Source organism: Longimicrobium terrae (genome assembly GCF_014202995.1).
GTDB classification, from domain to species: Bacteria; Gemmatimonadota; Gemmatimonadetes; order Longimicrobiales; family Longimicrobiaceae; genus Longimicrobium; species Longimicrobium terrae.
The window spans coordinates 141,286-154,457 of sequence record NZ_JACHIA010000004.1; the positions used below are offsets into that span (position 1 = coordinate 141,286).

At 65.0% G+C, this 13,172-nt stretch carries 16 protein-coding genes and 1 pseudogene; 7 read left to right on the forward strand and 10 right to left on the reverse strand.

Translation table 11 applies throughout. The features are described from left to right. Positions 1 to 7 precede the first annotated feature (7 nt). On the forward strand, positions 8 to 589 hold the full coding sequence (locus tag HNQ61_RS09420; RefSeq protein WP_170035695.1) for a hypothetical protein: 582 nt from the start codon (positions 8 to 10) through the stop codon (positions 587 to 589). A 359-nt stretch (positions 590 to 948) separates the two neighbouring features. Next, positions 949 to 1,083: an RHS repeat-associated core domain-containing protein gene (locus HNQ61_RS09425; RefSeq protein WP_170035696.1), complete on the forward strand. Its 135-nt coding sequence runs from the start codon at positions 949 to 951 to the stop codon at positions 1,081 to 1,083. 217 nt (positions 1,084 to 1,300) lie between these two features. Here the strand turns inward: HNQ61_RS09425 and HNQ61_RS28635 are convergent, their stop codons facing one another. Together HNQ61_RS28635 and HNQ61_RS28640 are read right to left on the reverse strand one after the other, a co-directional pair. Continuing rightward, the gene (locus HNQ61_RS28635; RefSeq protein WP_184430718.1) at positions 1,301 to 1,546 is read right to left on the reverse strand and encodes a hypothetical protein; all 246 of its coding nucleotides are present in this window, start codon (positions 1,544 to 1,546) and stop codon (positions 1,301 to 1,303) included. A gap of 139 nt (positions 1,547 to 1,685) precedes the next feature. Then, a pseudogene (locus tag HNQ61_RS28640) lies at positions 1,686 to 1,853 on the reverse strand (DUF6444 domain-containing protein); the annotation flags it as partial. A 178-nt stretch (positions 1,854 to 2,031) separates the two neighbouring features. On the opposite strand from HNQ61_RS28640, the gene HNQ61_RS09435 reads away from it, so the two are divergent. From HNQ61_RS09435 to HNQ61_RS09450, 4 genes are all read left to right on the forward strand, one after another. Continuing rightward, complete coding sequence (locus tag HNQ61_RS09435) at positions 2,032 to 2,238, forward strand: hypothetical protein (protein ID WP_170035698.1); 207 nt, start codon at positions 2,032 to 2,034, stop codon at positions 2,236 to 2,238. A gap of 523 nt (positions 2,239 to 2,761) precedes the next feature. Further along, entirely contained in the window at positions 2,762 to 3,124 is a 363-nt protein-coding gene (locus tag HNQ61_RS09440; protein ID WP_170035699.1) for a hypothetical protein, read from the forward strand. A 21-nt stretch (positions 3,125 to 3,145) separates the two neighbouring features. Beyond that, positions 3,146 to 3,439: a hypothetical protein gene (locus tag HNQ61_RS09445; RefSeq protein ID WP_170035700.1), complete on the forward strand. Its 294-nt coding sequence runs from the start codon at positions 3,146 to 3,148 to the stop codon at positions 3,437 to 3,439. Positions 3,440 to 4,313: 874 nt separating this feature from the next. Then, on the forward strand, positions 4,314 to 4,889 hold the full coding sequence (locus HNQ61_RS09450; RefSeq protein ID WP_170035701.1) for a hypothetical protein: 576 nt from the start codon (positions 4,314 to 4,316) through the stop codon (positions 4,887 to 4,889). A gap of 95 nt (positions 4,890 to 4,984) precedes the next feature. On the opposite strand, the gene HNQ61_RS09455 is transcribed toward HNQ61_RS09450, so the two are convergent. From HNQ61_RS09455 to HNQ61_RS09485, 7 genes are all read right to left on the reverse strand, one after another. Next, positions 4,985 to 5,221, reverse strand: a complete 237-nt coding sequence (locus HNQ61_RS09455; protein WP_184430720.1) for a hypothetical protein — start codon at positions 5,219 to 5,221, stop codon at positions 4,985 to 4,987. Between the two features lie 283 nt (positions 5,222 to 5,504). After that, positions 5,505 to 6,596 (reverse strand): hypothetical protein, encoded by a 1,092-nt coding sequence (locus tag HNQ61_RS09460; RefSeq protein WP_170035703.1) that lies wholly within the window; start codon positions 6,594 to 6,596, stop codon positions 5,505 to 5,507. 572 nt (positions 6,597 to 7,168) lie between these two features. Continuing rightward, entirely contained in the window at positions 7,169 to 7,357 is a 189-nt protein-coding gene (locus HNQ61_RS09465; protein WP_170035704.1) for a hypothetical protein, read from the reverse strand. A gap of 3 nt (positions 7,358 to 7,360) precedes the next feature. Then, positions 7,361 to 7,990, reverse strand: coding sequence for a hypothetical protein (locus HNQ61_RS09470; RefSeq protein WP_170035705.1), 630 nt, complete (start codon positions 7,988 to 7,990; stop codon positions 7,361 to 7,363). 698 nt (positions 7,991 to 8,688) lie between these two features. Next, a complete protein-coding gene (locus tag HNQ61_RS09475; RefSeq protein ID WP_170035706.1) occupies positions 8,689 to 9,912 on the reverse strand; it encodes a tetratricopeptide repeat protein in 1,224 nt (407 codons plus the stop codon). A gap of 95 nt (positions 9,913 to 10,007) precedes the next feature. Continuing rightward, the gene (locus HNQ61_RS09480; RefSeq protein ID WP_170035707.1) at positions 10,008 to 10,484 is read right to left on the reverse strand and encodes a hypothetical protein; all 477 of its coding nucleotides are present in this window, start codon (positions 10,482 to 10,484) and stop codon (positions 10,008 to 10,010) included. Positions 10,485 to 10,677: 193 nt separating this feature from the next. Beyond that, positions 10,678 to 11,514 (reverse strand): helix-turn-helix domain-containing protein, encoded by an 837-nt coding sequence (locus HNQ61_RS09485; protein WP_170035708.1) that lies wholly within the window; start codon positions 11,512 to 11,514, stop codon positions 10,678 to 10,680. A 119-nt stretch (positions 11,515 to 11,633) separates the two neighbouring features. On the opposite strand from HNQ61_RS09485, the gene HNQ61_RS09490 reads away from it, so the two are divergent. Beyond that, the gene (locus tag HNQ61_RS09490; RefSeq protein WP_170035709.1) at positions 11,634 to 11,870 is read left to right on the forward strand and encodes a hypothetical protein; all 237 of its coding nucleotides are present in this window, start codon (positions 11,634 to 11,636) and stop codon (positions 11,868 to 11,870) included. A 53-nt stretch (positions 11,871 to 11,923) separates the two neighbouring features. Here the strand turns inward: HNQ61_RS09490 and HNQ61_RS09495 are convergent, their stop codons facing one another. Beyond that, positions 11,924 to 13,156, reverse strand: coding sequence for a tetratricopeptide repeat protein (locus HNQ61_RS09495; protein WP_170035710.1), 1,233 nt, complete (start codon positions 13,154 to 13,156; stop codon positions 11,924 to 11,926). Positions 13,157 to 13,172 lie beyond the last annotated feature (16 nt).

Sequence of the window (13,172 nt, forward strand, 5' to 3'; positions counted from 1 at the left end):
ATAACCGATGCGACACGCACTCATAGCGATGTTTCTCCTGACGGTCAGCGCCTGTGACAGAGAGCCGCCCCAGAACACGCCGATGAGCGACCGGGTTCTGGACCTCTACTCGCCGCAGTTCCGGTTCGGCGAACCCATGGACGCGCTTAAACGGGGTGGAAGCGTTCGGGAGTTGGCTGAACGGGAAGGGCATGCCACAATGCACCTTCGTTTGAAGAGCCCGCGTTCGGGCTTGGAGGAGGTTCGCGTTCTGGGAACGGAATTCGATTCTCCGGGGCGGTCGGTAGCAACAGACTACGTGTTCTTCTCGACGCCGGAGAAGGCCAGGGAGGTTTCCGTACAGGTGAGGGCTGAACTTCGGCAGTTGCTCGGTGTGGAACCCCGCATGGGCTGCAGCGGATCTCACGAGTTGGGCCGCGATTCCATGCTCGTCTGGGAACAGCCAACCGGTGGCGGCGCCGCGCTCATGATCCCGGAGCTCGAACCAGGCAGAGTTCCGGCAAGGCAGATCACAAGGCTAGTCGTGTTCCCTCACAAAGTATACGCCAGCAACTCGGCGATACAGGTTCAGGAAGGCCCCTGTCGGTAGCTCCGCCACATCACTGGACCGTTACGGAGCCGAAGTCTTACATGTCTACAAATCGTGTATCGCCCTCGTGGAGCTCTCTGCACCAACAGATAAAAAAGAGTGCGTACCAGTACAAGGCTTGGCCATTTGGCCGGGCTTGTGTGCCCCGGGCCCGGACAGCGATGGGCTTCGCAGCCGGCAACGGCGCCCAGATGCACCGCGTTGGCGTTTGTTCCTTTATGGTCACCGCGCAACCCGGTTCCGAGCGAGAGTCCGGCGCTGGACTGTCGTACTCGCCGTATGTCGGCGGGAATCTCCGCCACGCACTCTCGGACTCAGGGCCGGGTGTGCAGGCGTGATTCGGCGGGCCGGTGGACGGCATGCGTGACGCGAGCGGCCAGATGTACACGCGCAACCGCTGCTACGACCCCGCTACAGGCCAGTTCAGGCAGACGGATCCCATCGGGCTTGCCGGCGGGTTGAATGGCTACGGGTTCGCCGAAGGCGGCTGCTGAGGAAGTGGTTCGGAAGATGATGGCCCTCCTCCCCGAGCGCGACCGTCCTGGACCATCACCATCCGCTGCACACGAACCGCCATCGGGCGGGGATCACGAGTTCCTGAAGTTGGTCGCGGATACTGCGAACCTGCGGAGTTCGCCCGCCATCTCGAAAGACAGAAGCCCTCCCTCTCACCATGAGAGGGAGGGCTTCTGTGGTCAGATGTGTACGTGGTCAGTCCACGAGGATGAGGAGAATAACGGCGATGATGCCCCATCCCATCGCACGCACAGCCAACGGTTGCTCAGCTGGCACACGAATGCCGCTCGCCCAGGCGTGCCAGGTGACCCGGGCGGCCATGAGCACATAGGCCAGCAGTAGCGCGAAAACCAGGGCGTACGCTACGCGACCATGCGCGATCTGATCCCCTGGGAAGTAGACCGCCGCCACGCAGGCCCCCACCGCGAGAGTGAGTGCCACGTTCAACCACCTCTTGTACCTGCACGGGCCTGGCCTCCGCCGCACCGGCCAAGTCGTGGCCGCAGTGGCCGCAGGCCGCAGCACGGTGCGTCACTACCTCGTCCACGCGCTCCGCCGGAAGCCGCGCGCGATGGTGCCCCGGGTGCCCCTTCTGCCCGCCACGCTTCTTCCCCGTCGGCACCTGCCGCTCCCGGACCACCCCGGGACCGTCGGACGACGGTGGCTGGGACGAGTGGGTCGAGTTCTGCGCCAAGCGCGCCTCCAACTCGCACACGCGCGGTTCAAGCGCGGCTACTGTCCGCTCCAGCCCCTCGACTCGGCGCGTACAGCGGGCGAAAGCACTTCACCGGCCGCTTCCAGCTGCTCGATGTAGCTCATGAGCTACATCGAGCAGCCGTCCACCATGAAAATGTCTACAATTTCGACAGCCCCCACTGAACGGTTACGCCAGATACACCAGCGACACCGCGGCACACATGAATAGGATGGCGGCCGCCGCGAAGAAGAACCCCATTGCGTCGAGCCCGGCTCACAACGGCTCCGAGAGTTCGCTGGGCTGCTTGCACGATCAGCATCGCACCATACCCAGTTGGACGGAGAAAGAAGAGCAGCCCGCTCGCCTGTACGTTTTCGCGGTGGAGGCCCTGATGAGGGACATGCCGGAGGGTTCGCGCGGGCGCGTGACGATGTGACGTGGCGGACGCCATCGAGCGCGGCTGCAGGGATGCGGGCGAAGAGATCCCGCGGAGGTCGTCGTGCTCCGCACGCGCATGCCGGGGAACCGCTGAAGTTCCATGGTCCATTCCCGGTCTCAGAGCGTTGCGGCTGCACAGGCGAGATGCGAAACGCAGATGGACCGCTCTTCATCCGCCTGCGGGGCCATGTAGTTGGGCTTCTCGTACAGACTCACTCCTGATTGTAACTGACCTACACCGATGCGAAGAGGCGTATTGTGTATCTGCCCTGGCCGTGTTTTGGCGTATACTGGCGCATTATCCCCACGCTGAGTAGCCTGAGCGTGCCGTGAGAGACGCCCCTTTCCGGCTGAATGGCACTACGTGCGTGCTCGGCCCGCTGGGGGGGCCAGTTTCTTCCCCCACTGACATCGACGTCATCAATCCCTGCGACTACGATCCGCATGTGTGCAATCCTGGCGGAGGCGGGGGTGGTGGGGGCAGCGGCGGTGGAGGTGGTGCTGGTGGTGGTGGTGGTGGGTTGGCCGGCGACGCAGACAACGACGGTGACACCCTGGACGATGGACCCGGCGCATTTGCGCTCTGCGTTGCCGGGAAGCTGGGGGTCGGTGGATGGGCCGCGATTGGTGGATCGGCTTTTTCCGCCTACCAGGTGTGGGATGCGCGGAGCTCAACAAGGCAGGCGGAGACGCGGTACAACGACTACGCGATGCTGGCCGGGCACGACCCCGCCGTCGCCCATATCTACTATGTCATGTGGCAGGACGCGAAGGACAGCGAAGCGATGATGTGGAAGGCGCTCGGCGTCACCAGCGGGATCGCCGCGGCGGAGCTGGTGAAGGCTGCTGCGGCTTGCTCGGCGACAGCCCTCATCCCCATCTGACAATCCTCACAGAGAAACACGATGACCAGCCAAGCAAAAATCGCAATCGCGGGGATGGCGGTAGCAACTGTGGTAGCCGTCGGGCTGCTGTACTGTACAGTCCGATTCTCGATGGATGGGTCACCAGGAACACTGGTCGCCGGGGCCGGGCTGGGAGCCGTCGCGAGCCTGCTTGTGGTGTACATGTGCTGGCGTGCGCTTCACGGCTACCAGATGCCCGCCCGTGATCCCGTATCCATTGCGTTCAGGGTTGCAAGCACATCCGCGCTGATCGCGACGCTCGCGCCGCGTCTCGTGGCGGCGATTACACGCTAGGCAGAACCCGAACGACTTCACACAGTAGCCCTCCCCCTCGTCGTGAGGGAAAGGGCCACTGTTTTTGCGCTACCCGAGGGGCTTCGCGATGGCTGCTACGATCTTCAGGATCTCTTGGTTCTCCCCTAATATATAAGTCCATCAATCCTTTCCGGTTCTCCGAGTTCGCCAAGGCGAGAGAATAACTTAGACTGGCGAACGTCGGATTTCGGTTGCTCCAATCCAAGGCAGATGTTCGCCATGAGCAAACATGAATCATCCCAATTTTCTTCGCGAGTGTGTACAATGAGCCCAAACAGGCAGTGGTCGAAGCGGGGCGGGTAGCACCGGATCCTTTGTGAGTCGGTCCTGCCTCCGTTGCGACCCGAAACGGAGCTCGATCTGAGCCGGATACAACAGTGCCCCACACCAGTGCAGGTCTGGGGCGCTGCTTCACAGCCGGATCTTCAACACGGCCCCGGGCGCGGTGCCTGGGGGCGTCCACGCTCGCGGCCTCGCTCCGGTGTGCGTTGTACCCGCCCTCCAGCACGCGCAGCAGTTTCGGACGCGCTTCCGGCTTCGCTTCGTCCGGCAGGCTGGCCGTCAGTTGCTTCCAGCGCCGCGTCCGTGACCGATGCAGAAGACCCGACATACAGGAGCGTCAGTCTCCGCCGTTACTTTGGCTAGGTCTACACACTCGCGATTTTCTAAAGTACGGGATTGGACCGAAACATGAACCAACAATAGCCTTTCCATGGGTCATGTCCATCGGAGGGCTATCGTATGCAGACGAGTGTACTGTCGATGCCGGTGCTCGCCCGCACGCTTCGGGAGCGGCTGGATTGCTTCGTGGCTCCGCTGCTACGTCCGAAGAAGAAAATGAGGAGAACTGAGGATGTACAAGCGTTTCCATCTGATTGTCATGGCATTCGTGCCGGTCTTGGCATCGCTGGCCTCACCCGCGGTTGGGCAGAATGTACAGGACAGCCATGAAATTCCCGGTTGCGGCGCGGCGCTTTGCGAAGAGGTGACGGTGCTCGTCACCGCGTTGGACACAGTTTTTCGTCATGAGAACTCGTGTGGCGCTACCCCACCCTTTGTGCTACGCACCCTGCACCTCGCACCGTACACCGTATTTCCGGGCTCCCGAGCGAGTTCTGCGGGGGAAAGGCTTGGTCTTCCTTTGTCTCCGCCGGTGATGCACATCGAGCATCTGGGCCCGGATTTCCTTCATCGATACTGGAGCGACATCCGGGTCGTGGATTCGGCCTCGGTGGTGAATGGAGCCGTTCCTGAGAGTGCCTGTCTGTTCGTGTTCTCGCCTGTGACCTGGCTGGGCAGGGACAGTGTGAGGGTGATCGTTGCGCAATCCCGAGAGCAGCCGTCCAGCATCACACAGTGGTTCGTGTTTCTTGATCGCCGGCGGCAAGGGTGGCGAGTCGTCAAGCTAGAGGCCGGCTTCCGGAGCTGAGTGACTGTGTAGCACGACGGAGGGCTCGATCCAAAGTCGATTGGCTCGCAGCCGGGGTGACGATGGCGTCGCGCTCTGCCGAGGCTGCTGCCGGTCTACATCCGTCGAGTGTGCGAAATGATCATCCCTGCTACCATGCATGCGGATCCGGCGAGCATCAACACCGACGCCGGATACACTACCTGATGATCCCGCATTGCCGTCCCGGCCCGCAGGCCCGCCACCGCGGCCCAGATGAACAGGATGGCGGCTGCCGCGAAGAAGAACCCCATCGCCCCAAGCCCGACCCACGACGGCTCCGGGAGTCGCTGGGCTGCTTGCACGATCAGCATCGCACCGTACCCCAGTTGGACCGAGAAGAAAAGCAGGCCCGCTCGGTTGCCCTTTACGTGCGCCCCGCGCCGCCGACCGGCGCTCGGCGTGCAGGTGTCTCTCCGTTTCAGCATCCCGGTGTTTCTCGCGGTGCAGGAGTTCCAGGGCAGGGCGGGGGAGTCATCCCCAAGGGCAGCAATCGTCTGGATTTCATTCCAGGCAGATTCACCACGCTCCGGTGTGGGGCGACCAGCCCGGACGGCGCAGAGGGCTCAGCGTGGGCGCGTGCGGGCAGGCCGCCGTTCACCCCGCCCTCCGGCTGGCGAGGGAGGCCGCGAGTCGCTGCAACTCCGCGCGATTTCGATGATCAGCCTGGGGCATCGATCGATGCCGAGACTCCGCCTGGGTGAAATAGCGACCGTCCCTGGACAGCGCGGCTGCCCGCGCGAGCTCCATCAGCGCCTCTTCCTGCACGTCCGCCCCGGCACTGTCAATCGTTGTCCATGCAGCACTCCACGTGCTCTCGTACAGTGCGCCGTCCCGTCCACCGGCGGCCGCGCGGGCGAGCAGGGCCAGCATGCTGATTCGCCAGTCGGGGCTATCCGTGGCGTTCGCGTATTTTCGGAGAACCGGGACGGCGCGGGCGTACATTCCGGCCGTGACCCAGATCCGGGCCAGGTCACGCATGACGACGGGGACGCGGGCGTGCCCCCGGCCGTAGGCGCGGAGCGCCATCCCGGCATACTTCTCGGCATCGCGGAGGTAATCGGCATCTTCCGCGAGGAGGCGCGCGAGACCGTGCAGTCCGGCCGCCCGGACCTCCGCGAGGCCGAACCGGCGCCCCGCGCGGACTGATGCCCGAAAGTACCGCTCCGCGCGTGTAGTCGTGCGGCGGCGCAGGCTGATCTCGGCGAGGTCCAGCAGCGCGAGCCCGTAGACTTCCCATTCCCTTGCGCGACGGGACAGCGTGAGGGCGCGGCGCGCCCATGTCTCCGCCCACGGGAGTTCATCCAGGCGTACGGCGACGCGAGCCACCTCCCGTGCGGGGCCGCCGCTGCCCGGAACGGACGCGGCTGCAGCGACCTTGAACGCCACGGCGGTCGCGAGCCGGCCCCGCTCCTCGGCCCACCGGCCGATCGCGTGGCACACCAGGGCGACGATCTGAGGGTTCACGGTCGCGGGTACGTCCAGGACGGCGCCGAGCGTGGTGAGCGCGATCTCGAGTTCCCGGTCTGGTGCAACCCCGCGGATCCGGTCGAGGAGCCTCGCGGCCGCACCCGCCGGGAAGAGATCGTCGCGATCCGCAGGGTCGACGGACGCCCACAGCATGATGTCGCGGAGGCACGTCCAGAGGAGGACCCCCGTTTCGGTCGGGTCCTCCTCCAGCAGGCTCATCCCCTCGAGTGTTTCCCCCGGGCGTTGCAGCAGGACCGGCGGGATGCACCACCGCCTCGCCTGCTTCGCTTCTCCGTCCCGCTGCTTCGCTCGCGCCATCCGCACTTTCCGCTTGGGGTATTGGGCATCTGTTGCACAAGGACTGCGGTGTTCGCCAGACACACTAAATTCATCATGCGGGAGCTGACCGGGTCGGCTTCCCTCACACGGCGCATGAGTGGGGGGCGCTGTTCAGACGGCGAGTGAGCTGTCCCGAGACTCGGGGCGTCACCGGTGTTCCCGTTCGCTGATCCGAATCCGGTGATTCGTTGAGAGCACGGGTGGTTCACCAATTCAGTTCCGCCGGAGATCCTCCTCGTGCATGGCGTGGTGGTCGGTCGGGTCCCGCCGTCATTTCGTCCACGCGAGGCCACGCCCCTCCCCAGGATGATTCGTAGAGCGGGCGTGCCCGCGCCGGCGGCCGTGCGGGCCAGGAGCGCGAGGTTCTGATTCGCCGTTCCGGCGGATCGAGCCGCCCGCGCTCCTTGCGCATCGTTCCGGGCAGGCGGCCGCGTCGTCCCGGGAGGCGTTCCTTATGTGCGACACCGGAGCATCATGAAGATGGACAGGGCCATGAAGGCGATGATCACCGCCGCGAATGCGACAAAGCCGATCACGACGATCCTTCTAAGTCGCGCGTGGTCTTCAGCCCGCTCCACCCCCATCTCGGCGACTGTCGTCGCGAGTTCCGTCACCCGGAACTCCAGGTACTCATCCGCCATGGGTCAGCTCGCCCCCGCGTCATGATCATCCGCCCCGTGCCACACCAACGTCCGCAGAGCCGCCCCTGTGATCGAGATCCGATACAGGAGCACGGGCCTCTTCCCGTCCGGCAGAAGGGGTGGAACGCGCCGACTCTGCGCGAGGCCGTTGGTGACGAGCCGCTCGAGATCTCCCGGCATGAACACCCGGTTGACGCCCGTGTGCTCTGCCTCGGCGTAGAGCCACCGGGTAAGCTCGAGGCTGGTCCGCCACTCGGGCTCGCCTTGGACCCGCTCTTGGTCACCGGGATGCTCGGCTGCATAGCGTAGCGCATCCATCGCCGCGACGACGGTGGGCGGCATGAGCGCCCGCGGCTCTCCGCCGAGAGAGGGGGGCGCCACGGGCACGTACGCTTGCTCGCGGAGGGTAGCCAGGCGGCGGGCGCCGGCATCCGCGATCCGGTAAATCCACAGAGGCCGCCTAGCGTCCGGCACACCCGCATTCGCGCGGGTGATGCTGCCCCGACGATACGCCCTCCGGAGCTCTGCGGCGGCGTCGTAGACCTTCAGGGAATCTTCGAGGTTGGCCGACCCGGCCCAGCCGCGGACGCCTCGAAGTTCATAGCCATAGCCGGCGCGGGCGAGGTCGTCCATGTACCGTAGGATGTAAATTTCGCTGATGGATCGGAGAACTGGAGTCATTCTGCTGGACACACGGGTGGTGGGGGCGCACCACGGCAAGTCTCCCGGCTATACGGGAGGTAGCGGCGATCATGATTCTGAAGGCGAGGTGCTCGACGCCTCGCCGGATGATCGTCGTGAACTTCAGGAAATATGAGAGACTCCTCCGCTGGTTGGGTATTCCGTGCACTTTGTCGGGAAGCGTGCGTCCGAAAAGTGAGTCTGGTGCAAGTCATTGCGGCCCATCAGGTGATCCAGCCCGTGGGTCACCCGTGCCAAACGTCGCCTTCGGGTTCCCCGTGTGATATGGCGGAAACCGTATGGGCCTTGCTACCTTGACTGCGCGCTTTCGAAATGCGGCGGCGCACTGCACACCTCCATCCCCGACTTCTGGGAGGATGATCGATGCGTAGAACCCTTTTTCTTGTGGCGGTGGTTTCTGTCCTTGCGGGCTGTGGCGATACGCCCACCGCAGTATCGCCCGTGCGTAGCCCAATGCGGCCTGCTTATAACGACGGTGTGGGCGATGGGGCGGGGGACAACGGTCTGCTTGGCGGATCGGGAAACGCGAGCGTCCAGAACAATGAATCGGCCGCCGCGGATGTCGCGACGACCGATTCCACCAGCACCGGACGAAATGGATTGTTGGGCGGATCTGGAAACTGACAGCTTTACACGGGTCCGAGTGAGTCGGGACCTAATTGATTCTCTTTCCGTCCCCACGTTTGCGCTCTCCACCCCTGCATCTGGGGACGGAGCGTAGCTATCAGTTCCTGGTGTTCCGCCGCCCGCTCTCCCGAAAGCGGGGGAGCGGGTACGTGCGCAGGTCGTTTGTTGTCAATATCTTCCATCAGGCGGTGTGACAGCGCGACGACGTAGCTGTGCTCCTTCGCTACGGCTACCTGCAAGGCGCGTTCGGCGTAATCACGCGCCAGTTCAAAATCACCGAGAGCGTGCGCCCCGAATCCGAGATTCACGTATGCTTTGTCCAGATGGTGATCATGTTGTGGTCCGAGGTGGAGCACCAGTTCTTGGGCCGCTTCATACCGGTCGCGTTGGTTGAGCCCGCCGGCGGCCCTAGAGACGGAGCCCGCGACCAGTACCTGGTCCTCGTACGGCAGGGGCGCTGGCGAAATCAGATCCAGCAGCATCATCGCCTCGGTGAACTGGTTCTTTAGAATCAACAACACTGCGATGTCGTGGACTGCGACCGGGTGCCGCTCGTTGTGGATCGGATAGGCCGCAAGCGCCTTCTGTCCGAACTTCAGCGCGGTTTCCAAGTCGTCCAGTTCGAAATACAGACCCATGATGTCGTGGTAGGTCTGCGCCGCCAGCCACTCCTCGCCACAATCCATTGCGGTTGTCGCGGCACTGGCGAAATGATCGGTCGCCTGCGGAAGTCGGCCGGTGTGTGCGAACAGGTTTCCCAGACCCAAGTGGGCGCGGGTGAGCGTAGAAAGATCCCGAACCCGAGATGCCTTTCGGATCGCCCGCAAGTAGTAGATCTCGGCTCGCCAAGCAGTACCCACCGCACGGTTGGTCCTCCCCGCTATGAAGGCGGCGTGTGGATCCCGGGGCGCCGCGGCTGCGCCGGCTTCGGCGAAGTGCACGGCTGTCCGGGCAAACCCGTTGCCTTGGGCCCATGTAGCGACGGCTCGGCACGCTTCGGCGATCTCTCTGTGATCGGGAGCTCGTCGCGTGGCAACGCGCATGAGCGTCCGCAGGTCCGGACGGAGATCCGCCGGGCTTGCGCGCAGAGCGTCGACGCGGCGGCGGCCGGCGTGAGCCGGCGTCGGCACACGGAACAGCCTGCTGCGGTGCAGCGGAGGCGTATCAGAAAAGAGGCGGATCTGACGAAGCAGCATGGCGAGTTCAATGGCGAGCTCGGCAGGCATCGGTTCCGACAACAACTCGAACCAGTTCCCGGGAAGCGGAGCGCGTGGAGCCTTTCGGGGCCTTCGCACATTGCCGATCCGCTCAGCGCGTGTACTCATTGTGAGCGTACTTGTACAAGGCAGGGCGACCCAATGAAGGTCGGACAGACGGAGTAGCCTCTAACCGCGCCATAGTTGGTGGGATGAATGGATCGAAGCTGTCCTGGCAGCTGATCCAAGGAGATCGCCCCAGCGCCTGAGCGCGTGAGGTCCAGCCGTGTGGTCATCGATTTCCCAAGCAGATCCGGCAGATCAGGAGCGACCACGTCTTGGGCTGGCACGCCATGAAAGCCGTCCACCACGGCGATCGAGCCCCAGGCCGCGGCACGGCACCATTCCGCGAGTGACCGCGAGTCGTCCATGACCTCGATGAGAACCTCGGCCGAAACCGCCGCCCGCAACCCTTCCTCGAATGCTGCAGCGCCGGTGAGCAGCGCGATCCCACGAAGCGCTTTTCGCTTGCCTTGTAGATCGCCATCCCGCCGGAGATCGGCACCCAGCTCGCCGGTTCCAGACACCGCCGGAAGGTTCATCGCGTCTCCCCACCCACTCGGGAGTAGGGTCGGGTGACGACATCCAACACCGATGTGCTGCTTCACCGTGTAGTGGGCCCCGCGCTCCGCTGAGACTTTCATGATCCTGAGCTTCGAAGTAACCAGAGCGGCGCACGTTAGGTCGTAAAACTTGCGGAAGGTAGGCGGCCGATAGGCGTCCGGGGTTGCGGCTTCAGTTCAGCCAGACCCGTTCTGATTGCCCGGCCCCACGCGCATTCTCCCGGATCCGGCGGAACTCGGCCTTCATGGCCATGGCCGTGGAGGTGAACGCCCCGCACGCTCGCAGTTGCGGAACGGACTGGCCCAGGAAGTTGCGGTAGGCGGCCTTCAGCGTGACCGCCCCAGCGTATCCCGACAGTCTCGCCACTCCTTCAATGGTTCGAGCCGGATCGTCGAGAAGCTCCGAGGCGAACAGCAGCCGCAGCCACGCAAGCAGCCGACGCGGGGCAGGGAGCCCGGCGCGGTCGAGCCAGCGGAGCACCGTCCGCTCATCGGCCCGGAGCGCGGCCGCGAGCTGCGGTGCCTGCCCCCCATCTCCGACCACCTCGACCGCGGCCTGCAGCAATGCGCGGGTGCGGCTCGGCAGCGGGTAGTCGACTGCCCGCGCGAGCAAAATCCGCGCGCTCCGTCCCCGGACGACACGGAGTCGCCGTGCGACCGCACCCGGCGTGTTTTCCCGGTCAAGATCCAGAGCGTCTGCGATTCCAAAACCGAGCAAGCGGTGGAGGTCGGATGCCGCTGTCGCCGGAAAGCGTCCTACCGCGACCACAGAGAAAGCCGGGAACTCGGTCGTGAGCCGGTGAATGGGCGGCGGATCGGCGGTTCCGCCACTCCGGTGCCACGGGTCAACCACGGACACCGCCGTGAGCGGCGCCCGGCGTAAGGCATTCGTGAGGTCCTCCCAACTCGAGACCTGACGGAGCTCATACCCGCTCTCGATGCGGCGCAGCATTCCTAGGAACGCACGATCTTCGTGCAGGATGAACAACGGTCGGCTTACGGGCTGCATCTCTCGAACACACGGTGAAACTTTCCCGACAAGTCTTGACCACAAACGAGAAATGTCGGCAACTTATGGCTCCCCCGGGCCACCGGGACGACGGACGAACACTTTTACGGGGTACACTCATGAGACTCGCCAGCCGTGTCCTTGCCCTCGGACTCGCATGCACGATCCTGTCGCTGGGCGCCTGCCAGGCGACCAACCCGATCACCCCTCCCGACGAGACCTCCCCGTCCTTCAACGGCGTGGGAATGATGGGTGGCGGCGGTCGGAGCGACGGAGAGGACGAGGATCCGCCGACCACGGATACGGCAGCCGGAGACGGTCTTCCCACGGATACGCTGATCGTCCTGCCTCTCTGATCCTTCCAAACGGGGTGGCGTGGATGACCGCGGCCACCCCGCCCCGCGCTCCGCTACCCGACCAGCGACGTCGTCAGGTCGACGACCAGCCGCTCCGCTTGCTGGACGGCGCTGACCGTTTCGACGCGCCTGACGGGGATCTCCCGATGCTGGTCGTGGAGGGTCTGCAACTCTCGCTCGGCGATCATCCGGACCTGTGCCTCTCCCCGTTGCGCGGAGATCCGAAGGGCGGCGTTCAGGGCCTCTTCCGCTCGGTCGATCTCGCCCGCGAGCGCCGCCGCGCGGCCGAGGGTCATCAGGACCTCGCCGCGGCCCGCACCGGTGGGAAGCAGATCGAGGAATCCCCATGCATGCCGGGCTGCCCGGTCGTACACCTCCGCTGCGCCGGCCCCTGCGGCCGCGCGCGCCAGGCTCGCGTACGCCAGGGCTCGAAGGCTCGGATCGGAGGCATCGGGTACCACGGCTTCCAGCACCGGGAGCGCCCACGCATACCGGCCCTGGTCCGTCCAGTAGACCGCCACGTCGTGCGCAAGCGCGAAAAGCCGAGGGTGATCCTGCCCGTACGCCTTCAGCGCAGCGGATGCGTATCCGTACAACTTCGTGGTATCCGGCGCGTCGGAGGAGATCACAAACAGGTGATGCAGCGCGGTGCCCTCGAGGGCTGGAAGCGCGTGACGGGTAGCGGTTCGCAATGCCCGCCCAGCGAGGGCCATCGCCGCGGGCAGATTACCCAAGCGGCGGTACAGGACGGCCAAGCCGATGTACGCCCAGACGTAGTTCGCCCAATCCCTGTTGCGAGCCAGTTTGATCGTCCGGCGAAACCAGGTCTCCGCACGGGCGGCATCCCCGCTGTCGCGGACGAGCTGCGCCGTTTCCAGCGCGAGCGAGGCGTCCTCCGGCCGGACGAGCGCCGCGGCCTGTGTGAACGCCAGCCGGGTCCCCGGCGCGCCGCACGCCTCCGCCCATCGGGCGAGGCGTCGGCACGCATGTACGACGCGCGCCGTGTCGGCTGAATCGCCCTCCTCGGTTAGCATCGCAAGCGTCAGGAGCGGCACCGCGAGATCGTCTGAGCTCTCCAGATGCGTTCTGATTTCCCGGACGCGGATGGTGGATCCGTCCGCAGCGAACAGACCCGTGCGGGTACGTGGCGGCGCCGCGGCCCAGCACAGCACGTCCCGAAGAGCGCCCCAGAGCAGAACCCCACGCGCGTCTGGCAGCTCCCTCACGATCTCCCCACCCTCGGGACCGTCCTCCGTCCGCGTAATGGGCGGCGGTGTCAGCCGCACGCGCTTCCGGCCGGCG